Annotated in this window: 24 protein-coding genes and 1 tRNA gene; 18 read left to right on the top strand and 7 right to left on the bottom strand. The window is 31.8% G+C overall.

The genetic code is table 11. The features are described from left to right. Window positions 1–42 precede the first annotated feature (42 nt). The 3 genes from SD960_RS01605 (at window position 43) to SD960_RS01615 (ending at window position 2,407) form a co-directional block, all read left to right on the top strand. Entirely contained in the window at window positions 43–471 is a 429-nt protein-coding gene (locus SD960_RS01605) for a GNAT family N-acetyltransferase (RefSeq protein ID WP_318800489.1), read from the top strand. Window positions 472–610: 139 nt separating this feature from the next. Next, on the top strand, window positions 611–1,189 hold the full coding sequence (locus tag SD960_RS01610) for a YdeI/OmpD-associated family protein (protein WP_318800490.1): 579 nt from the start codon (window positions 611–613) through the stop codon (window positions 1,187–1,189). 69 nt (window positions 1,190–1,258) lie between these two features. Continuing rightward, window positions 1,259–2,407 carry a Gfo/Idh/MocA family oxidoreductase gene (locus tag SD960_RS01615; RefSeq protein ID WP_318800491.1) on the top strand — a complete coding sequence of 383 codons (1,149 nt, stop codon included), beginning with the start codon at window positions 1,259–1,261 and terminating at the stop codon, window positions 2,405–2,407. A gap of 146 nt (window positions 2,408–2,553) precedes the next feature. Here the strand turns inward: SD960_RS01615 and SD960_RS01620 are convergent, their stop codons facing one another. Together SD960_RS01620 and SD960_RS01625 are read right to left on the bottom strand one after the other, a co-directional pair. After that, entirely contained in the window at window positions 2,554–2,754 is a 201-nt protein-coding gene (locus SD960_RS01620) for a hypothetical protein (RefSeq protein ID WP_318800492.1), read from the bottom strand. Window positions 2,755–2,801: 47 nt separating this feature from the next. Further along, window positions 2,802–2,996: a hypothetical protein gene (locus tag SD960_RS01625; protein ID WP_318800493.1), complete on the bottom strand. Its 195-nt coding sequence runs from the start codon at window positions 2,994–2,996 to the stop codon at window positions 2,802–2,804. A gap of 86 nt (window positions 2,997–3,082) precedes the next feature. On the opposite strand from SD960_RS01625, the gene SD960_RS01630 reads away from it, so the two are divergent. From SD960_RS01630 to SD960_RS01655, 6 genes are all read left to right on the top strand, one after another. Beyond that, window positions 3,083–3,784 carry a helix-turn-helix transcriptional regulator gene (locus SD960_RS01630; protein ID WP_318800494.1) on the top strand — a complete coding sequence of 234 codons (702 nt, stop codon included), beginning with the start codon at window positions 3,083–3,085 and terminating at the stop codon, window positions 3,782–3,784. Between the two features lie 124 nt (window positions 3,785–3,908). Next, window positions 3,909–4,232 carry an ArsR/SmtB family transcription factor gene (locus tag SD960_RS01635; protein ID WP_042566972.1) on the top strand — a complete coding sequence of 108 codons (324 nt, stop codon included), beginning with the start codon at window positions 3,909–3,911 and terminating at the stop codon, window positions 4,230–4,232. Between the two features lie 6 nt (window positions 4,233–4,238). Next, complete coding sequence (locus SD960_RS01640; RefSeq protein ID WP_318800495.1) at window positions 4,239–4,706, top strand: SRPBCC domain-containing protein; 468 nt, start codon at window positions 4,239–4,241, stop codon at window positions 4,704–4,706. A gap of 119 nt (window positions 4,707–4,825) precedes the next feature. Then, window positions 4,826–5,203: a DoxX family protein gene (locus tag SD960_RS01645; RefSeq protein WP_318800496.1), complete on the top strand. Its 378-nt coding sequence runs from the start codon at window positions 4,826–4,828 to the stop codon at window positions 5,201–5,203. A 15-nt stretch (window positions 5,204–5,218) separates the two neighbouring features. Beyond that, window positions 5,219–5,797 carry a YdeI/OmpD-associated family protein gene (locus tag SD960_RS01650; protein WP_318800497.1) on the top strand — a complete coding sequence of 193 codons (579 nt, stop codon included), beginning with the start codon at window positions 5,219–5,221 and terminating at the stop codon, window positions 5,795–5,797. Between the two features lie 282 nt (window positions 5,798–6,079). Further along, window positions 6,080–6,637 (top strand): DUF4256 domain-containing protein, encoded by a 558-nt coding sequence (locus SD960_RS01655; RefSeq protein WP_318800498.1) that lies wholly within the window; start codon window positions 6,080–6,082, stop codon window positions 6,635–6,637. 49 nt (window positions 6,638–6,686) lie between these two features. On the opposite strand, the gene SD960_RS01660 is transcribed toward SD960_RS01655, so the two are convergent. Further along, the gene (locus tag SD960_RS01660) at window positions 6,687–7,121 is read right to left on the bottom strand and encodes a PepSY-like domain-containing protein (protein WP_318800499.1); all 435 of its coding nucleotides are present in this window, start codon (window positions 7,119–7,121) and stop codon (window positions 6,687–6,689) included. 203 nt (window positions 7,122–7,324) lie between these two features. Here SD960_RS01660 and SD960_RS01665 point away from each other — a divergent pair, with 203 nt between their 5' ends. The 4 genes from SD960_RS01665 (at window position 7,325) to SD960_RS01680 (ending at window position 9,962) form a co-directional block, all read left to right on the top strand. Next, a complete protein-coding gene (locus tag SD960_RS01665; protein ID WP_318800500.1) occupies window positions 7,325–7,894 on the top strand; it encodes a Crp/Fnr family transcriptional regulator in 570 nt (189 codons plus the stop codon). A gap of 79 nt (window positions 7,895–7,973) precedes the next feature. Beyond that, complete coding sequence (locus tag SD960_RS01670) at window positions 7,974–8,711, top strand: SDR family NAD(P)-dependent oxidoreductase (protein ID WP_318800501.1); 738 nt, start codon at window positions 7,974–7,976, stop codon at window positions 8,709–8,711. Window positions 8,712–8,847: 136 nt separating this feature from the next. Continuing rightward, on the top strand, window positions 8,848–9,249 hold the full coding sequence (locus tag SD960_RS01675) for a VOC family protein (protein WP_318800502.1): 402 nt from the start codon (window positions 8,848–8,850) through the stop codon (window positions 9,247–9,249). Between the two features lie 14 nt (window positions 9,250–9,263). Continuing rightward, window positions 9,264–9,962 carry a hypothetical protein gene (locus SD960_RS01680; RefSeq protein ID WP_318800503.1) on the top strand — a complete coding sequence of 233 codons (699 nt, stop codon included), beginning with the start codon at window positions 9,264–9,266 and terminating at the stop codon, window positions 9,960–9,962. 94 nt (window positions 9,963–10,056) lie between these two features. Here SD960_RS01680 and SD960_RS01685 read toward each other — a convergent pair whose 3' ends face one another. Next, window positions 10,057–10,725: a hypothetical protein gene (locus tag SD960_RS01685; RefSeq protein ID WP_318800504.1), complete on the bottom strand. Its 669-nt coding sequence runs from the start codon at window positions 10,723–10,725 to the stop codon at window positions 10,057–10,059. 241 nt (window positions 10,726–10,966) lie between these two features. Between SD960_RS01685 and SD960_RS01690 the strand changes: the two genes are divergently transcribed. The 3 genes from SD960_RS01690 (at window position 10,967) to SD960_RS01700 (ending at window position 13,923) form a co-directional block, all read left to right on the top strand. Beyond that, complete coding sequence (locus SD960_RS01690; protein WP_318800505.1) at window positions 10,967–12,058, top strand: acyltransferase; 1,092 nt, start codon at window positions 10,967–10,969, stop codon at window positions 12,056–12,058. A 150-nt stretch (window positions 12,059–12,208) separates the two neighbouring features. Then, on the top strand, window positions 12,209–12,958 hold the full coding sequence (locus SD960_RS01695; protein WP_318800506.1) for an SDR family oxidoreductase: 750 nt from the start codon (window positions 12,209–12,211) through the stop codon (window positions 12,956–12,958). A 47-nt stretch (window positions 12,959–13,005) separates the two neighbouring features. After that, window positions 13,006–13,923 (top strand): AraC family transcriptional regulator, encoded by a 918-nt coding sequence (locus SD960_RS01700; RefSeq protein WP_318800507.1) that lies wholly within the window; start codon window positions 13,006–13,008, stop codon window positions 13,921–13,923. A 108-nt stretch (window positions 13,924–14,031) separates the two neighbouring features. On the opposite strand, the gene SD960_RS01705 is transcribed toward SD960_RS01700, so the two are convergent. Next, window positions 14,032–15,201: a PQQ-binding-like beta-propeller repeat protein gene (locus SD960_RS01705; protein WP_318800508.1), complete on the bottom strand. Its 1,170-nt coding sequence runs from the start codon at window positions 15,199–15,201 to the stop codon at window positions 14,032–14,034. Window positions 15,202–15,467: 266 nt separating this feature from the next. After that, window positions 15,468–15,545, bottom strand: a tRNA-Val gene (locus tag SD960_RS01710). A 261-nt stretch (window positions 15,546–15,806) separates the two neighbouring features. Between SD960_RS01710 and SD960_RS01715 the strand changes: the two genes are divergently transcribed. Beyond that, window positions 15,807–17,597, top strand: coding sequence for an ABC transporter ATP-binding protein (locus tag SD960_RS01715; protein WP_318800509.1), 1,791 nt, complete (start codon window positions 15,807–15,809; stop codon window positions 17,595–17,597). 179 nt (window positions 17,598–17,776) lie between these two features. Here SD960_RS01715 and SD960_RS01720 read toward each other — a convergent pair whose 3' ends face one another. After that, window positions 17,777–18,946: a proline dehydrogenase family protein gene (locus tag SD960_RS01720; RefSeq protein ID WP_318800510.1), complete on the bottom strand. Its 1,170-nt coding sequence runs from the start codon at window positions 18,944–18,946 to the stop codon at window positions 17,777–17,779. Between the two features lie 671 nt (window positions 18,947–19,617). On the opposite strand from SD960_RS01720, the gene SD960_RS01725 reads away from it, so the two are divergent. Next, complete coding sequence (locus tag SD960_RS01725; RefSeq protein WP_318800511.1) at window positions 19,618–21,423, top strand: O-antigen ligase family protein; 1,806 nt, start codon at window positions 19,618–19,620, stop codon at window positions 21,421–21,423. The last annotated feature ends 64 nt before the right edge of the window (window positions 21,424–21,487 follow it).

A 21,487-nucleotide genomic window follows, 5' to 3' on the forward strand; every position in this document is an offset into this window, starting at 1 on the left:
TTGAAAAAAAGAGTAATTTGTTCCCTTAAATAATGAACCAAAATGATTCAAATTTTTGAAAAGAACAAAAATCATATTCCCGATTTAAAAAGGATATTTCTTGAAGTTCGTCAAAAAACATTTTATTGGCTAGAGGATGTCGTCGAATACAATCTTGATGATTTTGACCGTGAAACTGCAGGAGAATTTGTTTTAGTTGCTGTATTAAATAATAAAGCCATTGGATTTATATCGTTATGGCTTCCCGATAATTTTGTTCACCATTTATATATTGATGAAGAACATCAGTATAAAAATATTGGAACAATTTTGCTTAACGAAGCCATTAAAATGATGAATTCTCCTATTACATTAAAATGCCTGATACAAAATACAAAAGCCGTCGAGTTTTATAAAAAGAAAGGATTTATCGAAAAAGAAAAAGGCTTTTCTAATCATGGCGAATATATTTTGTTTGTGCTTGAAAAATAAAACCAGTATTCGTTTTTACTGTTGACATAGGGTTGTCATTCAGCACTTTTAGCTTTGTGGTATAAACTTGTAAAAACAATTAAAATCTGTCAATTACCAAAATACGATTATAATCATAATGTGATAAATACAAAACAAAATGGAACAGAATGATTTAGAAACTTTTTGTCCGGCCAGCCCAAAAGACTGGAGAGAATGGCTGATTGAAAACCATAACTCAAAACAATCTATTTGGCTGGTTTGCTATAAAAAACAAGCCAATAAACCCACGATTAACTGGAGCGATGCCGTAGACGAAGCACTTTGTTTCGGCTGGATTGACAGTACCAGAAAATCTATTGGAAATGATACTTTTATCCAGTTTTTTACCCGAAGAAAACCCAATAGCGCGTGGTCTAAAATAAATAAAGCAAAAGTACAACGCCTTATTGAAGAAGGATTAATGCAGAAAGCAGGCTACGAAAGCATTGAAAGAGCAAAAGAAAATGGTTCGTGGAATATTCTTGATGATGTTGAAGAATTAACGATTCCAAAAGAGCTTGCAATCGCATTTGAACAAAATCCGGGTTCGAAAGATTTTTTTATGAGTTTAAGCAAATCGGTAAAAAAAATGATTTTGCAATGGGTCACTGTTGCTAAAAGACCCGAAACCAAACAAAACAGAATTAATGAAGTTGCAATGCTTGCTGCTAAAAAATTAAAGCCAAAACAGTTTTAGAGATTATTATGTAACATTTTATGAAATTAGTTACTAATACTAAAATGTTTCACTAAAACAGTAATCTTTATGGAAAAAATTTCAAGACGTTCTTTTGTAAATAAGTTTGGCGTTGGGGTTGGCGCTTCGGTAGTATTGACTACACTTCCCTCCTTTTTAGAATTGCCGGAAAATCAGCAGGAAACTTATACAGGCAAAAAAATCAACATTGCCCTTTGCGGATTAGGAAATTACGCTGGTATGCTGGCTGAAGGAATTCAGGTTTCTGAATATTGCACGCTTGCAGGAATTGTTACCGGAACGCCTTCAAAGGCTGAAAAATGGAAAAAACAATATAATATTCCTGAAAAGAACATTTACAACTATCAAAATTTTGATGAAATAATTAATAATAAAGATATTGATTTGGTGTATGTTGTTCTGCCAAATGGCTTACATAAAGAGTTTGTTATTCGCTCCGCAAAAGCCGGTAAACATGTTATAACCGAAAAACCAATGGCGGTAACGGTAAAAGATTGTGACGAAATGATCAAAGCCTGTAATGATGCAAATGTTCAGCTTGCCATAGGTTATCGCTTGCATTATGAGCCTTATCATTTAGAGATTAAACGATTAGGGCAAAATAAAGTGTTCGGACAAGTTCGTTTTATTGAAGCTTCATTGGGTTATAAAACCTACGATACAATTAGTAAAACTAAGGTTGATAAAAAAGATCGCAACGAATGGCGATTGACAAAAGCACTTGGCGGCGGCCCATTGATGGATTTGGGAATTTACTGTATTCAAAGTGCACGTTACGTTCTGGGTGAAGAACCAATTGCTGTAACGGCCCAATTTGGAACTGTAAATGATAAAGACAGATTTTCTGAAACTGAAGAAAGCATCAGCTGGCAAATGGAGTTTCCTAGTGGTGCGGTTGCCAATTGCAATACTTCCTGCGGTTTTTATGTAGACAGATTTTACGCTTCTGCAGATGAAGGTTTCTTCCAAATGAGTCCTGCGCTTAGTTATGGCCCGTTTGTAGGGAGAACTTCAGAAAAAGAATTAAAATTTCCTGTTATAAACCAACAAAAAACACAGTTGGATGAAATCTGTAAGGTATTAGCAGAAAACAAAAAATTGCCGGACCATATTACGGGCGAAGAAGGCAAAAAAGACATCAAAGTAATTAATGCAATATATAAAGCCGCCCAGGAAGGAAAGAAAATATTTTTATAATTGCAGAAATTGGATAATAAAAGAGGTTAATGTAGCTAAAAAGAAGATAACCTCCAGAGTAATCAGTTCTGGAGGTTAAGAATGGGTATAAATAAAAATAAATAAGGAGAATACCCATTCAGACAAAAATGAACCAACCAAAAAAATTAATGGATATTATGAGCTTCACCATTAAGATCTTCCTTATTGCTATCTCCCCATGATTTTGCAAACTTTTTAAAAGCTTCTTTTTCTGTTCTTGAAAGTTCGCTATGACATTGCCAGTTACCGGATTGATCTTTGTAGACTAGTTTTTCGTTAATCTCATATTTTTCCTTATACCTTATTTCTTTAATTTCAACCATCATTTTACTGCGATTTATTAGTTTATTGGCTTATAATAATTTATCGGGAATTACAGTGTTTTCAAAAGCTCTGTAATAGCATTCTCCATTCTTTTATAATCTTTTCTAATTTTATCCGTCATTTCACTTTTGCGGTCCCCTGAAAGACTCATTGTGATAAATCTTTTCGATATACCATATTTTTCTTTGATACGATTAAGGATTTCTTTATTGTAAGTATTTTTCTTTTTCGTTTCTTTGTCCATTGCTTTGTTTGTTCCCGTTGTAAGAACAAATATATAGACAATTGTTTATTAAAGCAATAAAAAAGTAAACTATTTCCTATATTTTTATGAAAGCCATTGAAAGATTTTATCAATACCTTGATTATAAAGGCATTAAACCAACCCGATTTGAAAAAGACAGCGGACTCTCTAATGGCTATCTGGGTACGCAATTGAAGCGAAACGGCACCTTGGGTGAAGATGTTCTCAATAAAATAATAGACAATTGTCGAGATATTAACCCGGTTTGGTTACTTTCCGGGCAGGAAACTATGCTTAAAAACATACCTTATCAAGCAAATTCTGATATCAATTTTGTAAGTGAAGAGCCTGCAGAATACAATAAACAGCTTCTACCGCTTTATGATATAAAAACATTATCATCTACCGAAGCATTATTTAAAGACACTAGCAAAGAAACACCACTTGGTCATATAACTATTCCCAACTTGCCAAAATGCGATGGTGCAATTTATGCAAGCAGCGACAGTATGTATCCCCTTCTAAAATCCGGAGATATAATATTATATAAAAAAATAGCAGCCACAATCGAAAACATATATTGGGGCGAAATGTATCTTGTTTCCTTAATAAACGATGATCAGGATGAATTTGTAATGCTAAAATGGATTCATAAATCTGAAAAAGGAGATGAATTCATTACCCTTTCTTCAGAAAACAAACATCATCAGTCAAAAGATTTCAACATTAACGCTATTAAGGGCCTGGCGCTAGTAAAAGCCAGTATTAGAATAAATGCGGTTTATTGATTGCTTAAATAATTAGTTTATAATTACTTATAAAAACTAGTTTGAATAAATTTTGAAACATTTTGATGAAAATATTTTGCGCAGTCAAATAACTGCATTATATTTGCAGTCAAATAACTGCACAATGGAAATTCGAAGAGATGTATTTCAGGCAATTGCCGATCCCACACGTAGAGCAATATTAAGTCTGGTCGCCATACAAGCGATGACGCCAGGCGCTATTGCCGAGAACTTTGAATCGTCTAGACAAACGATTTCAAAACACATTCAGATATTAAGTGAATGCGAATTGTTAAGCCAGACCCAAACAGGCCGGGAAATTTATTATCATTTAAATCCTGAAAAAATGAAAGAAATAGACCAATTTATTGAACCGTTTCGCAAAATGTGGGACGACAGATTTAATAAACTCGAAGCGATTATGAAAAACTACCAACCTAAAAAGTAGCATACTATGGAACAAAAAACAAAAATTGCAGCAGAAGATAACAAACAGGAATTAATAATTACCAGAGAATTTGATTTGCCTTTAGAATTACTTTTTAAAGCGTATGAAGAACCGGAAATTGTGGCGCAATGGATGGGAACAAAAGTGATTAAACTGGAAAATAAAAAACATGGAGGTTATCAGTTTGAAACTTCTGATCCCAACGGAAATGTGGTTTTTAAAGCAAATGGAACCATTCACGAGTTTACTGCCAACGAAAGAATTATCAGAACTTTTGAAATGGAAAACTCTCCTTTTGCAGTTCAGCTTGAATTTTTGGAATTCGAAAAAATTACTGAAGAAACCAGTAAACTTACTATGCAAATTGTTTACAAAAGTATAGAATTGAGAAATCAAATGTTGAAATTACCATTTGCACAAGGATTAAATATGGCACATAACCGTTTGCAGGATGTGGTAAATAAATTAAAATAAATTTTAAACATTTGATATTTAAAGTTTTAAAATTATTTTTTAACCTAATTTAAAACCCCTTTACATTTGTAAATTTTTATGTTTAAAATAGTAAACTTAACCGATTAAAAAAAAATATTATGACAAAAAGAAATAAAATTATCTATTGGATTGCAACAATTTGGCTTGCTCTGGGAATGACATCAACAGGAATTGTACAAATTATAAAATTAAAAGAAGAAGTTGATATGATGGAACATTTGGGTTATCCGCTTTATTTTTTGACGCTTCTTGGTGTGTGGAAAATTTTAGGCGTTATCGCAATTCTAATTCCTAAATTTCCGTTATTGAAAGAATGGACTTATGCAGGTTTCTTTTTTGCAATGTCGGGTGCTATTTTTTCTCATTTAGCTGTAGGCGATGATGCTATGGCACTTTTTGGTCCAACACTATTACTTGTTTTGACAATAATATCCTGGTATTTCAGGCCTGCGGACAGAAAAGTTATTTCAGCTTAATTTAAAACAGTAAAAATGAATCCTAAAGTTGATTTTTATTTTGATAAAGAAAAAAAATGGCCAAAAGAACAGGAACAATTAAGAGAAATTGTTCTTGAATGCGGTCTTGCTGAAGAATTAAAATGGGGTGTTCCCTGCTATATGCATCAAAAAAACAATATCGTATTAATTCATTCCTTTAAAGAATATTGTGCGCTTTTGTTTTTTAAAGGGGCATTATTGAAGGATACAGACGACATCTTAATTCAGCAATCGGCAAACGTTCAGGCAGCACGCCAGATCAGGTTTACAAATCTGCAGGAAATAATAGATTTAAAATCAGTTCTTAAAACTTACATTTTTGAAGCTGTTGAAATTGAAAAAGCAGGTTTGAAAGTACATTTAAAAAAGACAGTAGAATTTCCGGTTTCTGATGAATTTCAACAGAAATTAGACGAAAATCCAGAATTGAAAAAGGCCTTTGAAGCTTTAACCCCCGGCAGACAAAGAGCTTATTTGCTTCATTTTTCGCAACCCAAACAAGCAAAAACGAGAGAATCAAGAGTAGAAAAATGTATACCCTTAATTTTTGAAGGAAAAGGATTAAATGATTAATATTTCTTACTTTTAAAAGAAAAAAATAATATTTAAATTCAGGAAATACTTGTGTAGCTTAAAGCGCTGAGCAACGAAAAAATGATTGATCATAATAAAAAGTTCGGCGTTTTATTGGAGTCTAAAGGCAAAGGAACTTTATTAGACTAGTCGCTTTTATTTGACTCTGAAGAAATGTATCACATTATCGTAAAAGCACATAAAGCAGATGAAGAACAAAACAGAATTTAGAAAAGCTGGAAAAATATTTAGCAGAAATGCTTAATAATAAAATATAAAGTCATGAAAAACAAACTATCAGAAACAGCAACTGAAGAATTACTTAAAGTACTCAGAAAGCGTTTTGAAGATAATAAAAACCGCCATCAAGATTTTGATTGGGATAAAATTCAATTAAAATTAGAAGCAAATCCTGGAAAATTATCGTCACTTGACGAAATGGAGAGAACCGAAGGCGAACCGGATGTTGTGGGCTATGATAAAAAAACAGACGAATACATTTTTTATGATTGTTCGGCAGAAAGTCCGAAAGGTCGCAGAAGCCTTTGTTACGATCACGAAGCTCTCGAAAAACGAAAGGAAAACAAACCAAACGACAGTGCCTTAAATATGGCCGAAAACATGGGTATCGAACTTTTAACCGAAGAACAATATCGCGAACTGCAAAAACTGGGAAAGTTTGATACTAAAACATCAAGCTGGATTGTGACGCCTTCAAACATCAGAAAATTGGGCGGAGCTTTATTTTCAGATTTTCGTTATGATACTGTCTTTGTGTATCATAATGGTGCAGAATCGTATTATGCAGCCCGAGGATTTCGTGGTTCTTTGCGAGTTTAAAAAAAATAAAATGGCTTCATTTAGTTTATGAAGCCATTTTTATAATGATTTAATCTTTTTTATCCTTTAGAATTTTACCTTCTTTCGTAAATTCCAAATCAATTTTATTGGTTAAATCGACATCCAGATCTTTGTGACCGTAATCTATGTGGGTAATTTTTTCGTTTGGATGATTTTTTGCCACATACTCTTTTACAGCTTGCGGAATAAAATCGGTTGGAATTGGTTTATCGTCTCCATCAACTTCGCGATACGAACCATCTTTCCAGAACTCTACCTCTGTTCCGTCTTTTAGTTTTACTTCGTAACCTTTTTCGCCGTGCTCAGCATCTTTCTTCGCGATATCAACGGTGGTATTGCTAAAATACTTTTTTAAAAACTCTTGTGCCGGTTGTGGCAATTCAGAAACTTCTATTTTCTTTTGTGCGTTTGCCGATATTATAAATCCAAATAATAATGCGGTCAGTATGATTTTATTTTTCATGATTTGTGTATTAAAGTTATAATACTTACTAATTTACGATAAGCAAAAATGCATTCAAATCACTTTAAGAAATTTTTAGTTTTTTAAAATAGAATATTTATTTAGATTTCCTGCAAGGTTTTCAAAACCTTGCAGGATTAAAAGCTTTTATTTTTTTTGCCAAATGACAAATTGAAAAAAAATAACTTTGATTATCTTGCAGTATGAAAGAATTTATAGATTATATATTGCAGTTTGGCATATTAAATCAACAGCAGATTGATTTAGTTTTAAAGAAAATCACAACCTTAGAACTTCAAAAGGACGATTATTTTTCTGAGGCCGGAAAAGTTTCCAATCAGGTTGGTTTTGTTTTGGATGGAATTGTTCGGGTTTGTTACTACAATAACAAAGGTGAAGAAATTACCAAATATTTTATAGATGAGAATAATCTTGTGGTCGATTTAGAAAGTTTCGAAACCGAAACTCCTTCATCAGCCTACGTTCAGGCTGTAAATGATTGCAAAATTCTCATCTTTTCAAGAAAAGAATGGAGAGAACTTTCGGATACTATTGTGGGCTGGGATGCAATTGTACACAAACTTATTTCGAAAGCATTGCGACAAAAAGTAGAAAGACGAAGCCCGCTAATTTCTGAAGATGCAACCACACGTTATTTAATGTTTTTGGAAATTTATCCCAATATCGTAAATCGTGTTCCGCTTTCGTATGTTGCTTCGTATCTTGGAATTACACAATCTTCCTTAAGCAGAATTAGAAAAAACATACGTTAAATTCGCTTTTTGTCATTTGACAAATGATTCTATTTTTAAACGATTGAAATTTGCCTTATTAATTTTAAAATAAGAAAAAATGAAAACAGTATTAATTACAGGAGCCAATAGAAGCATCGGATTAGAAATAACCAAACAGCTTTCAAAAAAAGGATTATTTGTGTATTTAGGAACCCGTGATCTGGCAAAAGGGAAAGCAGTTGTAGCCGAATTAAATCAAAACGGATTTGAGAATATCGAAGCCATAGAAATTGATGTTACAAAACCGGAATCGGTTTTAGCTGCTCAAAAAATAGTTGAAAACGAGAAAGGAAAACTGGATATTTTGATAAACAATGCCGGAATTAGTGGTGAGTTTCCTCAAAGTGCTTTAGATACTTCTATAAATGATATTCAGAACGTTTTTAATACCAACTTTTTTGGAGTAATTAGCGTTACGCAGGCATTTTTAGAATTGCTGAAAAAATCAGAAAGCCCGAGAATCAGTAATATCACTTCAGGACTTGGATCATTAACTTTGCACAGCGATCCTAGTTGGAAATATTACAATTTTAAAGCTACAAGTTATATTACTTCAAAAGCCGCTTTAAACGCTTACACTATTACGTTGGCTTACGAACTAAAAGATTTACCCTTTAAAGTTAATGCAATCGATCCAGGTTATACAGCTACAGATTTTAATCATCATTCTGGTCCCGGAACTGTAGAAAGTGCAGCAACTTTTATCATCAAGCACACTGTGACAGATGAAAATGCGCCAACAGGGAAATTCTTCAGCAATGATATTGAGGATAGTTCAGAAATGAGTCCGTGGTAAAAAAATAGTTCTAATGTTTTAGATAAGAAAAACTTCATTATTTTTAATGGAGTTTTTTTGTGGGCATTAAAATCTGTCTGCGAATTAATTTTATGTTTTTATAAGTTCAAATTTAATTGATATAAAATAAGATAATATGGAAGATGAAAATAATCAAACAGACACTACACCAAAAGTAACCGGAATTGGAGGTATTTTCTTTTTTACAGAAAACCCACAAGAAACCAGAGAATGGTATGCTCAAAATTTAGGACTTGACGTTAACGATTGGGGTTCGACTTTTGAATCCAGAAACTTTAATAATCCAGACGTGATAGATTCTCTGCAATGGAGTCCTTTCAAAAAAGATGATGCGTATTTTTCTCCATCAAAAAAAGAATTTATGATCAATTACCGTGTTCAGAATATTGAAGGCCTTGTTGCTAAACTCAAACAAAATGGTGTCACTGTTCTCGATGATATTGCAAGTTATGATTACGGAAAATTTGTTCATATTATGGATGCTGAAGGCAACAAAATAGAGCTTTGGGAACCTTAATTGCAAAAAAAGTGATGAACAAAGTTAAGATAAGCTGTGTATTTGTATTGTTTTCGGTCTTTATTTTTGGGCAAAATAAAAATATTGGCCAATTTGCCGTTTGGAAACCAAAAGATGGACAGTCGAAAAATTTTGAAAATGGCTACATACAGCATCTCAATTGGCATAAAACCAATGGTGATTCCTGGAGTTGGTATGGCTGGTTCATTATTTCCGGGGCAAGATACGGACAATTTGTAGATGCTACTTTTAATTTAGGCTGGTCGGATTTTGATAAACCGGTGAATCCTTCTGAGGATATGGCAGATAATAAAATAAATGTTTTTCCATACGCCGATGTACAAACGGTTTTTAAAGTTGCTCATTTGAAGCAATTTAGTACACAAGATCTTTATGCTAGCAAATTGAAATTATCTAAAATGCTGACAATTAAGGCTGCAAACAGGGATAAAATAATGAATTTACTCGGACAGCTTCAAAATTTTTATAAATCAAAAAACATAAAAACTGTAAATACTTTTAGCATTGCAGATGGCGGAAACCTGAATGAGTTTATCATTATTTTAGGTTTTCCTTCTTGGGAAGAATATGCTGTTTCTGAAAATATAATGGATGAAATTGCAAAAATAGAATCTAAATTAACTAATAAAGTAATCGATTCAATTCAATCAGAAACAATGATTTACAGGGAAGATTTGAGCTATTTTCCATAGCTTTTATAAAACACAAAATTAAAACTCCATTATTTCTAATAGAGTTTTAATTTTAGCAATAAATTATTGAAGATTAGTTTAGATAGAAAAACTATTAAATGCGTTTTTTTATTTTTTGAATATTTTTTTCAATGTCTTTTAAATAAATTGCATTACTATTTTTATCACTCCAATCTTTATTTGTTGCCTCCCAAGAATCTTCTGAAATTTCTTGAATTAATGGTGAAATCTGAAAATGTATTATTTCTTTTTTCCCTAAGACGTTGTTATATGAAATTTCAATAAAACTTTTTACATCTATATCACCATAATCTGAAATTTCTTTACGAGTTAAAAACTCATCTTCACTGCAATATTTATTATCAAATTCATATATGAGACCTTCACTTTGACCAGTTAAATTTCCTAGATGGTTAAGATATTCTACTAAGGGAATATCAATTTCTTTTCCATTTTTTTTCCTGATATTAAGATATGAAATCTCTTTTTGAATTTCAAAATTAGATATTTTACTATTATTATTAAAAACTATCCACTTGGTTGTATAATTAGTTTTAGTTGAGTCATCATATAATTGTGTTCTCTGAATTTCTATTCTTGGCGTGTTTTCCAATTCCATGATTCTAGTTTGACTTTCAGATATATTATTTGCTTTAATAGAAACAAAAATACTTGTGGAAGTTAATGCTATAGCGGCTAGAATTTCGAAAAATATTTTATTTCGATTTAGAAAATTGCGTAGTTTTATAATTTTACTTTTCATATTTAATTTAAATTATTTGTGAATTTCTCTTTTTAGGAAAACAATGGACATGTTTAACTTTAATAAATGAAATTGTATTAAAGATTTCGCTTGCGAAAGTAGAAAACTTGAGATACAATTAAAACCGTAGAAATACGCGTTTATCGAATTTTGATATGATTATTAATTTATATAATTTGCGACAGCTTCAAATTAGGCACTATCGCCCTATTTCACTTAATCTGAAAGGATATATAAAAGAATGAATTCCAACAATACTTCCGCAGCAATTCTGCCAACAAAACAACATTTTGAAATTCTTGACGGATTAAGAGGTATTGCAGCTTTTGCTGTTGTACTTTTTCATTTTATGGAATGGATTTACACTGATCCTACTCAAAACTTTATCGGACACGGTTTTCTGGCTGTAGATTTTTTCTTTTGTCTTTCTGGTTTTGTAATTGGATATGCTTATGACGATCGTATTGCCAAAATGGGGCTTCGTAAGTTCTTTATTGCAAGAATCATCAGACTGCATCCTTTGGTTGTAGCAGGATCAGTATTAGGATTGCTGGCATTTTTGTTTGATCCGTTTGGAGGTCATCCTGAATTGTACAGCATCGGAAAAATTATTTTGACATTTATTTGTTCATTATTCATGATTCCATTACCGATAATAGCCGATCGTGGTTTTAATCTTTTTAGTTTTAACGCACCTGCATGGTCATTATTTTGGGAGTATATTGCCAATATTGTTTACGCTTTTGTGCTTTATCGCATAAGCCGTAATTATTTACTTTTTCTAACAATAATAGCTGCAATTGCTATTTGTTATGTAAGTTATAGTTCCGGTAATTTGTTAGGAGGCTGGAGCGGCCCCACCTTTTGGGATGGTTGTGCCAGAATATCTTATTCTTTTTTAGCAGGATTACTTATATATCGTTCTAATTGGATCATCAAAAATAAACTTGGATTTATAGGTTTGTCAATATTATTACTTTTGGCTTTTATAATGCCATTTTCCAACTTCAACTGGTTTTCTGAGCCTTTAGTTGTCCTGTTTTATTTTCCTTTATTGATAGCTTTGGGTGCAGGTGCAGCATTATCGCCTAAATTTAAAAAGGTTTGTGTGTTTTCGGGAAATATCTCCTACCCTTTGTACATGACGCATTACGCCGCTTTATGGATGTTTGGTAATTATTACACAAATTATAAACCTGTTAATACGCAACTTACAATAATAGTTGTTTCCGGACTGATTTTGTTGGTTGGATTTGCTTATTTGGTAATGACAATTTACGATATTCCTGTAAGGAAATATTTAAGTGAAAAATTTGTAAAACGAAAAGCTTAAAGCATTTAAAAATATATTTTGAGAAAAAACTCCATTATTCTAATGGAGTTTTTTTATTTCTTACCAATTCAACTACAAGATTCTCCAATCTAACTACATAAGACAATAAACGGCAACCGACTTTTGTACTTCATTATAAAGAGAAAAAAAATGAATACTACAGAAAAAAAACTTAGCGGAAAAGTTGTTGTTATTACCGGAGCAAGCAGTGGAATTGGAAAAGCTATTGCATTGAAACTTGCTGAAAATGGTGCCAGTGTTGTATTGGGCGCCCGCAGAAATGAAAAGCTTTCCGGATTGGCAAATCAAATAAAAATGGCAAATGGAAAAGTAGAATATGCTGTAACTGATGTTAAGAAAAAAGAAGATTTACTTAATCTGGTTCAAACCGCAATCACCGCTTATGGCAAATTGGATGTAATAATAAATAATGCCGGAATTAGCGAACTTAGCCGAATTGATGATTTGGATATTGAAGGCTGGGATGAAATGATTGATGTTAATATTAAAGGTGTTTTATATGGAATTGCTGCTGCTATTCCGTTTTTTAAACAGCAAAAATCCGGACATATTATCAATATAATTTCCACTTCGGGAATAAAAATTGTACCAATGCAAGGTGTTTACGCGGGAACTAAAAATGCAATACGCACTATTGCAGAAGCATTTAGACAAGAGTCGAATGGAGAAATACGCATTACCGGAATTTCTCCCGGAGTGGTGAATACAGAATTTGTAGACAACATTAAAAACGATACAATGAAATCTGTAGTAAAAGAAAATATGAAAAAGATGGCAATTAGCCCCGATGCAATTGCAAATGCTGTTTTGTATGCGATTGAACAGCCTTTGGATGTTGAAATTGGAGATATTGTTATTCGTCCTTCAGTACAAAATTAGCTTTCGCTAGTGTATATTAAAGTATTATTGTAAATTTATTTTTTAAGATGAAACAAGATAATTCAAACATACAGACTTTTAGAAGTATTTCTCAGTTGCTGTCTTATCTTCAACTGCCGGGGCCTTTGCACCCTTTTATTGCGCTGGTAAATTATGATGATGTAGTATTGAGTTCGTTTGAAAAAAATCAAAAAATTTGTCTGGATTTTTACAAAATTTCATTCAAAACCAATTTCAAAGGACAAATAAAGTATGGACACGGTTATTATGATTTTGAAGAAGGGGGTTTAGCTTTTTTAAAACCAAACCAAATCGTAGTTTCCTCAGAAAATTTAGAAAGCTACGAAGGGTATTCATTGTATTTTCACCCTGATTTTATTAGAAATTATCCTTTAGGCGCGACCATAAATCAATATGGCTTTTTTTCGTATGCAGTTTCAGAAGGATTGTTTTTATCTGCAAAAGAAAAGAAAATCATTCGAAATTTATTCAACACAATAGCAGAAGAATTAGAGAACAGTATTGACCAATTCAGTCAGGATGTTCTGGTTTCTCAAATAGAATTATTATTAAATTACAGTAATCGTTTTTACAATAGGCAATTCATTACCCGAAAAACAGCGAATCACGAAATTGTCACTGCATTGGATAATCTTTTACAGGAGTATTTTATAAAAGAAAACAGTTTAGAAAAAGGCTTGCCATCTGTACAATTTGTTAGTACTCATCTCAATTTATCGCCTCGTTATTTAAGCGACATGCTGCGCTCGCTCACGGGGCAAAACACGCAACAATACATCCAAAATAATTTAATCGAGCAATCAAAAGATTTACTAACTTCTACTTCATTGTCTGTAACAGAGATTGCGTATAAACTTGGTTTTGAGCATCCGCAATCATTCAGTAAACTTTTCAAGATAAAAACAAACCAATCTCCTTTGCAATTTAGACAGTCTTTTAACTGAAAATTAATTAAAAGAAGATCATTAGCCATAATAATATTTCAAAATTTAAAATTATTATAGTAGTAATAACAAAGAAGCCGTCTGATTAGACGGCTTTTTCTTTGTATGTTATCGAATTATTTTTAGATAGGCACTATAAGGATCATCTTTAATAGAAGTTCGCAGATAAACTTCATTTTCGTCTTTTGTTTTTAAGTCAAATTGAATTAAAGCAGCATCCGAATAATAAAACAGAGAATCATCAATAGGAAATTCAAAATTTGAAATAGGATTGGTTGTCAATTTTGCTTCCGATGCTATTTCACCGTTTGATAAATCTATCTGAAAAAGTTTTTTCTTGCGGGTATATCCCCAAAGATTATCGCTTTCCTCGGTAATGTATTCAACATTATCACCTTTAAAATCAGTTTTCCATAACTGAGTTCCTGTTTTTGAATCAACAGCATATATAGAAGAAACTTCCTCGCCTTGTGCTGCCAAATATATTTTTTTGTCTTTGCAAACTATACGTTCTTTGACACTATGTTGGTTTTCATCTAATTTAAATTCCCATAAAATATCAAGTTTATCAGGACTTAAGGCAAAAAGGATATTTTTTTCGTTTGCTATAAATATATTTTCACCATCTGTTACAGGTTTTCCATAAATAGCTTCCTGAAAGGTTTTTTGATTAAGAAGTTTTCCTGTATTAGCTTCAAAACTGTAAAAACTGGTTCCGCTTTGCGTAAAAATTTTATTGTCAAAAAACAGAACCGGAATATCATTATTTGGAGAATCTAACTTGTAGTTCCACAGTAAACTCCCATTTTTTATATTAAGAGCATAAATGTTATTATTTTGAGCCGTTATATAAAGCTTTCCATTATTTATGGTTGGAATTTGATTTTTCAGTACAATTTGATCTGTAATATTACCTATTCTAGTTTTCCAAAAAACTTCACCACTTTGGTTATCCACTGCAAAAATCTCACCGTTGATAAACGGAATATAAACAACTCCATCTTGCAGCGTTATCTTATTTGCGCACATTTCAGTATAAGCATCTGTAGCTTTAACCGTCCAGTTAATTCGTTCGGCTTCTAAATCAAATGATACAAGAGCGCCGTCGTAATCATAAATTAGGATTGATGTTTCGTCTAATGGAACTTTTGCAAGCGGATTTATCACTTTATTAGTAACCACATCATTCGGTTTTTCAATTGCTGGAGTGGTTGGCGTTTGCCCAAATATATTTATAAGAGTAAATACAAATAAAAGAGTTATGAGTGTTTTTTTCATTTTAAAATTTGGCGTTTATGATTTGATTTACTTCTCAGCAATAAATTTGCCAATAAATAATATCTATGTCAAATGTAGTAAAAAAAATATTATAGCATTTTAGAAGATATAAGGTCTTTGAATTTTATATTGTAGTTAAAACTGCGCGATTTAAACCGGGATTTTCCATCTGATTTTTTTATTTCATAAACGTAATAAAACGGATCAAGGTAAAATTTGCAGAGAAAAAGACATAAAAAAACTCCTTAATTTCTTAAGGAGTTTTTTGGTGGGCGATGAGGGGTTCGAACCCCCGACCCCCTCGGTGTAAACGAGGTGCTCTGAACCAGCTGAGCTAATCGCCCTATTTTACTAGGCTGCTATCATTTCGTGATTGCGAGTGCAAATATACAGCTAGAATTTGTATTTGCAAGCATATTTATAAAAAAAGTGAAATATTTTTTCACATTGGTATTTATCAATCTGTTATTCAGTTTTTTAAAAAGCAAAGAGAATTTATCTTTTTATTATTTATTAGTTAAAAAACGAAATCTTAAACGGAATCGATAATATTCTTTGTATTCATTTGCCAGAGTCATACATTTGCATATCTTAATTGTATTCAAATGGCAAGATTTCAAGAAAATGATTTACCGAAAGCTAAATTAGACTCTAATTCAATTCAAAAAGCACTTAAAATTTTTAAATACGGTAAAAATCACAAATGGAAATTTTTTCTGGGTTTGATTTTTTTACTCTTAACCAGCGCCACTGCCCTCGCCTTTCCAAAATTAATGGGAATGCTGGTAGATTGTGTTACCAATAAAAATCTTGCGAGAGCTAATGAAATAGCTGTTGGTCTTATGGGAATTTTAATCCTGCAAGCAGTTTTTTCTTTTTTCAGAATTTCTCTTTTTGTAAATTTTACCGAAAACTCATTATCCAATATTCGTTTTGCATTGTATGAGAATCTGGTAAAACTTCCAATGTCTTTTTATTCTCAAAAACGTGTTGGAGAACTTAACAGCAGAATCAGTGCTGATATTTCTCAGTTACAAGACACTTTTACAACTACAATTGCTGAGTTTTTGCGTCAGTTAATCTTGATTATTGGCGGTTTTGTGATTTTAGGAAATATTAGCCCTAAATTAACCTTAATGATGTTGGCTATTGTGCCAATTGTAGCTGTTGCCGCCGTAGTTTTTGGAAGGTTTATTCGTAAATACGGAAAAAAAACACAAGATAAAGTAGCCGAAAGTCAGGTAATTGTTGAAGAAACATTACAGGGAATAAGCAATGTAAAAGCTTTTGCCAATGAATGGTATGAAATTCAGCGGTATAAAAATAAGATCAAGGAAATAGTAAAAATTGCAATTAAGGGGGGTCAATACCGTGGTTATTTTGCTTCGTTTATTATTCTTTGTCTTTTTGGATGTGTTGTAGCCGTTGTTTGGTACGGAATTACCCTTACGATTAAAGGCGAAGTTGAAGGCGTTGGAGATTTAATTTCATTTGTTCTCTATACTACTTTTATTGGCGCTTCTTTTGGGGGAATTGCCGAAATGTATGCTCAAATTCAAAAAGCAGTTGGAGCAACAGAACGTGTTTTTGAATTATTAGAAGAAACTCCGGAAGATATAAAAGCAAGTCCTAAAGCTTCTTCTTTAGAAAAAATACAAGGAAATGTAAGTTTCAATAATGTAGCTTTCAGTTATCCTTCCCGTAAGGAAATACAAGTACTAAAAGAGGTAAATTTTAAAGCAGAATTTGGTCAAAAGATCGCAATCGTTGGCCCAAGTGGAGCCGGAAAATCAACTATATCCTCTCTTTTACTGCGTTTTTATGATATTACATCGGGAGAAATCCTTATAGACGGAAAAAATATCTACGATTATGATTTGGAGAATCTTAGAGGTAATATGAGTATCGTTCCGCAGGATGTAATTTTATTTGGGGGAACAATTAGAGAAAATATTGCCTACGGAAAACCGGATGCAACAAATGAAGAAATCATGCTAGCTGCAAAACAAGCCAATGCCTTAAATTTTGTCGAAGGTTTCCCGGAAAAATTCGAAACCTTAGTAGGGGAACGTGGTGTAAAATTATCAGGAGGTCAACGCCAGCGTATTGCAATTGCGCGTGCGCTGCTTAAAAACCCAAGTATTTTAATTCTCGACGAAGCTACGTCATCATTAGACAGTGAAAGCGAAAAACTGGTTCAGGAAGCTCTGGAAGTTTTAATGGAAGGAAGAACAAGCATTATTATTGCGCATCGTCTTTCGACTATTAGAAATGCTGATAAAATTTTAGTTCTCGATAATGGAAGAATTACAGAAGAAGGAACGCACCAGGAATTAATAAATCTAGAAAACGGAATCTACAAAAACTTAAGCAATCTGCAGTTTAGTAACTCTTAGTAAGAAATTCCAAATTCCAATAAAAAAATCCATTTGCAAAGCAAATGGATTTTTTTTGTAAAATGTAAAATGTAAAATGTAAAATGTAAAATGTAAAATGTAAAATGTAAAATGTAAAATGTAAAATGTAAAATGTAAAATGTAAAATGTAAAATCTAAAATCTAAAAATTCAGAAAGATTATTTTCCTTTTCTTCTATTACGTTCTGCTTTAATCATAGATAATTCGCGGCTTGTTTGCCCTGCAACTGAAGTGTTTTCTTCGGCGCGACGAATTAAATAAGGCATAACATCTTTTACAGGTCCAAACGGAAGGTATTTTGCTACATTATAACCGTTTTCGGCCAAATTATAGCTGATATTATCACTCATTCCATATAATTGCCCAAACCAGATTCTGTTATCGTTTTTGGCAATACCTTTCTCCTGCATCATTTCCATCAATTTATAAGAACTCAATTCATTATGAGTTCCTGCAAAAATTGACATTGTTTCTAAATGGTCTAACATATAATGTACAGCAGCATCATAATTAACATCTGTTGCTTCTTTTGAAATGCAAATTGGCGAAACATAATTTTTTTCTTCGGCTCTTTTATTCTCTTTTTCCATGTAAGCGCCACGAACCAATTTCATTCCAATAAAAAACCCTTCGTTTTTGGCAACTTCATGTAATTTTTTCAAATAATCCAAACGATCCCAACGGTACATTTGTAGCGTATTAAAAACGATTGCTTTCTCTTTATTGTATTTACGCATCATATCGGTAACCAAATCATCAGCAGCGTCCTGCATCCAGCTTTCTTCACCATCAATTAATAAAGCAACATCTTTTTTATGCGCTTCGCTGCAAACCTGATCAAAACGAGCTACTACTCTATCCCATTCTGCTTGTTCTGCCGGAGTTAACGTTTGTTTTTCTCCTAATTTCTCATACAATTCAAAACGACCAAACCCTGTTGGTTTAAAAACCGCAAACGGAATAGCCAGACGTTCCTTAGCAAATTCAATAGTTTTTAAAGTCATTTGTAAAGCAGCATCAAATTGCTCTTCTTCTTCTTTTCCTTCAACTGAATAATCTAAAACAGACGAAACGCCTTTTGTAAACATTTTATCTACAACTGTAATACAGTCATTTTCGTTTACACCACCACAAAAATGGTCAAAAACAGTTGCACGGATTAATCCTTCAACCGGAAGATTTGCTTTTATAGCAAAATTGGTAACAGCAGTTCCTATCCTCACTAAAGGCTGACTGTCTATCATTTTAAAAAGAAAATAGGCTCTATCAAGTTCAGTATCACTTTTTAGCGAAAATGCAACTTGAGTGTTATCGAATATTTTTTCCATTTACGTTATTTTTTGCGCAAAGATAGCGACTGTTTTGAATATTATTCATCAGGAATATCAGATTTTTTTAATATCTTTAATCTCCCCAAAGTTTATTTTTATATTAAGAGTAAGATTTTACTTATATTTTATTTACTTTTGCAAAAAAAATAAATATGAATAGTAAAGCATATAATATTATTAATGAATTAAAGGGAAAACAGTCCATACCAAATTTTGTTGTTTTTTTCTTTTTAATCTCACTTTTAATAATAGACTTTCTTCCTTATTTTAAGACTCTCGAAATTATAAATCCACAGTTTCTATATTTATCGGTACTGAATCTTATTTTTGGGTTTTATTATTATTTTAATTCATCTCGTCTTTCAAATCAAATCCTTCCTATATTAAAAAAGAGTTATGTTTTTAAAATTTACTTAGTTTTCCTACTTCTTTGTGGTTTAAGTTTTTTTTCTGCTAAAAACACATCGCTCGTTATAACTAAATTCACAGAAATAGCTATTGTATTTTGTCTTTTTATAAATCTTTCTCTTCTACTTAAAGATAAGCTTGATCTTTTTTACAAAATTGTTTTTATAATTTGCATAACCGCGTTAATTCAGTCATGGCAGCAACTTTGTCATTTTATCATAATTCCTAAACATGCCTCAATCATTGAATTACTGAATAACTTGAAAGGTAACACTGGAAATATAAATATTCTGGCAGCAAGCCTTACTATTAAAGTTCCGTTCTTATTATTAGCAATCACTCATTTTAAAAGTTTTAAAAAATGGTTCCTTTTAATTGCTTTATTTTCAGTAACAAGTGTTATATTTTTAACCGGAGCAAGAACGCCGTACATTTCCTTGACATTAATTTATTTAATTTTTGCCGCTTTTTTATTAAAAGAAAGTTCGTTTCAAAAATCAGGGTACATAAAAATCATTACACTAGTTATCCCTGTTTTGATTGCTATGGTATTTGTTAGTGGAATTTTTGAAAAATCTAAAGATACTTCGCGTTACGTTTCATTAGAAAATAGATTTAAACATATTGATAAGGATGGATCAACACAAGCCAGATTAAATTATTGGAAAAATAGTATCGAAATAACTAAAACGAATCCAATATTTGGTATTGGATTAGGAAATTATCAGGTAGAATCTATTCCGTATGAAAAATATATCTCGGATGAATTTATTGTTTCCTTACATGCTCATAATGATTTTCTGGAAATTTGCTGTGAAACAGGTATTATCAACGCATTGGTTTATTTATCACTTTTTATTTTTATCTTTTTCACTAATGCGAAAAGGATTCTTAAATCTCAAAATTCAGAAACAAAAACAATTGCATTATTGACCTTACTATTATTGGTTGTTTATGGCGTCGATTCCTTTTTTAATTTTCCAATGTACAGACCAACAATGCAGATCATTTTTGCGCTATTGTTAGCATTGACTGTTGTAAATTTAGATTTATCAGATAAAGAACATACAATAACTTCAAATCAAAAGAATAAAAACATTTATGTTGTTTTAATTTGTATTGCCTGCTTAACAAGTTATTCAGCTTATATAATCTATAAAGCTTCAAATTTGGAATATCTAATTGCGCAAGATGACATTAATTTTAAAGACAAAGGAGCTTTAACAGGTGATGAAGTACTAAGGAGAATGCCTAAATTTCCTAATGTTTTTCAAAGCGCAGAGTCGTTTTATGAGTATGCCGGAATTTATTATGTAAGGGAAAAAAACTACGAAAAAGCAATGAATTGTTTTTCAAAAGCTACTAAAATTAACCCTTATACCGGACGAATTAATTTCTTTAAGTATGTCATAGCCAATAAAAAAGGAAATAGTGATAGTGCATACATCTACAGTAAACAGGCTTTTTATTTACGCCCAAGAAATTATTCTTTATATAAAACATCAATATTTACAGCTTCTGAAAAAAAAGATACTGCTGAAATAATTAAGCAACATAAAATATTTTCAAAATATATTAAATCGCCCGAAGCCTGGACTACAACTGTTGCCGCTTTACAAAATGCCGGACTTGATCAGGAAAAATTAGTTGATTTTATTAATGACGGAGTAAAAGAATTTCCAAATGACAGCACTCTTTTAAAACAGAAGAATAGTTTTTTGATTACAAAATATATCATTGAAGCGCAAAAATTTCAAACGGAATTAAAATTTGACAAAGCACTAAATACCTATAAAAAAGCATTGAAAATTGATCCTGAAAACATTTATGTGAGTCAGAATTTAGGTTTTTATTATTTTAATCAGGGACAAAATGAAAAAGCAATACCTTATTTTTTAAACTCTATAAAAAAACCTGGATTGGAGAATGGAAAAACTGAATATTTTTTAGGCATATGCTACATGAAGCTTAATGACAAAGAAAATGCCTGTAAATTTATTAATTTGGCTAAGAATAAAAATTATTCAGACGCGAAGCTCCTCAATCCATATTGCGAAGTAAAATAATTTTGACAAGGAACAGATTTTAAAAAATAAGCGTGTTTAAAGTAATAATTTGTTATTTGAAACC

Source organism: Flavobacterium sp. MMLR14_040 (assembly GCF_033657265.1).
GTDB lineage: Bacteria > Bacteroidota > Bacteroidia > Flavobacteriales > Flavobacteriaceae > Flavobacterium.

What these genes read in the sequence shown, in the direction of transcription:
- SD960_RS01605 (WP_318800489.1), top strand. Translation starts at nt 43, where the DNA reads ATGATTCAAATTTTTGAAAAGAACAAAAATCATATTCCCGATTTAAAA.
- SD960_RS01610 (WP_318800490.1), top strand. Translation starts at nt 611, where the DNA reads ATGGAACAGAATGATTTAGAAACTTTTTGTCCGGCCAGCCCAAAAGAC.
- SD960_RS01615 (WP_318800491.1), top strand. Translation starts at nt 1,259, where the DNA reads ATGGAAAAAATTTCAAGACGTTCTTTTGTAAATAAGTTTGGCGTTGGG.
- SD960_RS01620 (WP_318800492.1), bottom strand. Translation starts at nt 2,754, where the DNA reads ATGATGGTTGAAATTAAAGAAATAAGGTATAAGGAAAAATATGAGATT.
- SD960_RS01625 (WP_318800493.1), bottom strand. Translation starts at nt 2,996, where the DNA reads ATGGACAAAGAAACGAAAAAGAAAAATACTTACAATAAAGAAATCCTT.
- SD960_RS01630 (WP_318800494.1), top strand. Translation starts at nt 3,083, where the DNA reads ATGAAAGCCATTGAAAGATTTTATCAATACCTTGATTATAAAGGCATT.
- SD960_RS01635 (WP_042566972.1), top strand. Translation starts at nt 3,909, where the DNA reads ATGGAAATTCGAAGAGATGTATTTCAGGCAATTGCCGATCCCACACGT.
- SD960_RS01640 (WP_318800495.1), top strand. Translation starts at nt 4,239, where the DNA reads ATGGAACAAAAAACAAAAATTGCAGCAGAAGATAACAAACAGGAATTA.
- SD960_RS01645 (WP_318800496.1), top strand. Translation starts at nt 4,826, where the DNA reads ATGACAAAAAGAAATAAAATTATCTATTGGATTGCAACAATTTGGCTT.
- SD960_RS01650 (WP_318800497.1), top strand. Translation starts at nt 5,219, where the DNA reads ATGAATCCTAAAGTTGATTTTTATTTTGATAAAGAAAAAAAATGGCCA.
- SD960_RS01655 (WP_318800498.1), top strand. Translation starts at nt 6,080, where the DNA reads ATGAAAAACAAACTATCAGAAACAGCAACTGAAGAATTACTTAAAGTA.
- SD960_RS01660 (WP_318800499.1), bottom strand. Translation starts at nt 7,121, where the DNA reads ATGAAAAATAAAATCATACTGACCGCATTATTATTTGGATTTATAATA.
- SD960_RS01665 (WP_318800500.1), top strand. Translation starts at nt 7,325, where the DNA reads ATGAAAGAATTTATAGATTATATATTGCAGTTTGGCATATTAAATCAA.
- SD960_RS01670 (WP_318800501.1), top strand. Translation starts at nt 7,974, where the DNA reads ATGAAAACAGTATTAATTACAGGAGCCAATAGAAGCATCGGATTAGAA.
- SD960_RS01675 (WP_318800502.1), top strand. Translation starts at nt 8,848, where the DNA reads ATGGAAGATGAAAATAATCAAACAGACACTACACCAAAAGTAACCGGA.
- SD960_RS01680 (WP_318800503.1), top strand. Translation starts at nt 9,264, where the DNA reads ATGAACAAAGTTAAGATAAGCTGTGTATTTGTATTGTTTTCGGTCTTT.
- SD960_RS01685 (WP_318800504.1), bottom strand. Translation starts at nt 10,725, where the DNA reads ATGAAAAGTAAAATTATAAAACTACGCAATTTTCTAAATCGAAATAAA.
- SD960_RS01690 (WP_318800505.1), top strand. Translation starts at nt 10,967, where the DNA reads ATGAATTCCAACAATACTTCCGCAGCAATTCTGCCAACAAAACAACAT.
- SD960_RS01695 (WP_318800506.1), top strand. Translation starts at nt 12,209, where the DNA reads ATGAATACTACAGAAAAAAAACTTAGCGGAAAAGTTGTTGTTATTACC.
- SD960_RS01700 (WP_318800507.1), top strand. Translation starts at nt 13,006, where the DNA reads ATGAAACAAGATAATTCAAACATACAGACTTTTAGAAGTATTTCTCAG.
- SD960_RS01705 (WP_318800508.1), bottom strand. Translation starts at nt 15,201, where the DNA reads ATGAAAAAAACACTCATAACTCTTTTATTTGTATTTACTCTTATAAAT.
- SD960_RS01715 (WP_318800509.1), top strand. Translation starts at nt 15,807, where the DNA reads ATGGCAAGATTTCAAGAAAATGATTTACCGAAAGCTAAATTAGACTCT.
- SD960_RS01720 (WP_318800510.1), bottom strand. Translation starts at nt 18,946, where the DNA reads ATGGAAAAAATATTCGATAACACTCAAGTTGCATTTTCGCTAAAAAGT.